The sequence below is a fragment of the Delftia sp. ASV31 genome (assembly GCF_016428765.1).
GTDB lineage: Bacteria > Pseudomonadota > Gammaproteobacteria > Burkholderiales > Burkholderiaceae_C > Comamonas > Comamonas acidovorans.
The window spans coordinates 1-252 of the sequence record NZ_JAELTK010000355.1 but is presented as its reverse complement, the minus strand read 5'-3'; the positions used below and the strand labels follow the sequence as shown (position 1 = coordinate 252).

Here is a 252-nt window from a genome sequence, read left to right as displayed (position 1 = left end):
CCCCCCCCCCCCCCCCCCCCCCCCCCCCCCCCCCCCCCCCCCCCCCCCCCCCCTTTTCAAGCAGAAGACGGCATACGCGATCAACGTCAGCGTCTCGTGGGCTCGGAGATGTGTATAAGAGACAGGCTGGGTGCTGCGTGTCTGCGAGCGGCCATGAGCTTTGCACTGCTGTTTTCAGGCCAGGGTACGCAGCATCCCGCCATGCTTCCCTGGCTGGCGGACGATGCATGGACACAGGCAGTCTGCGAACAG

Annotated in this window: 1 pseudogene; it reads left to right on the top strand. The window is 67.5% G+C overall.

Annotated features, from left to right (window positions below):
* A pseudogene (locus JHD82_RS30245) lies at positions 1–252 on the top strand (hypothetical protein); the annotation flags it as partial.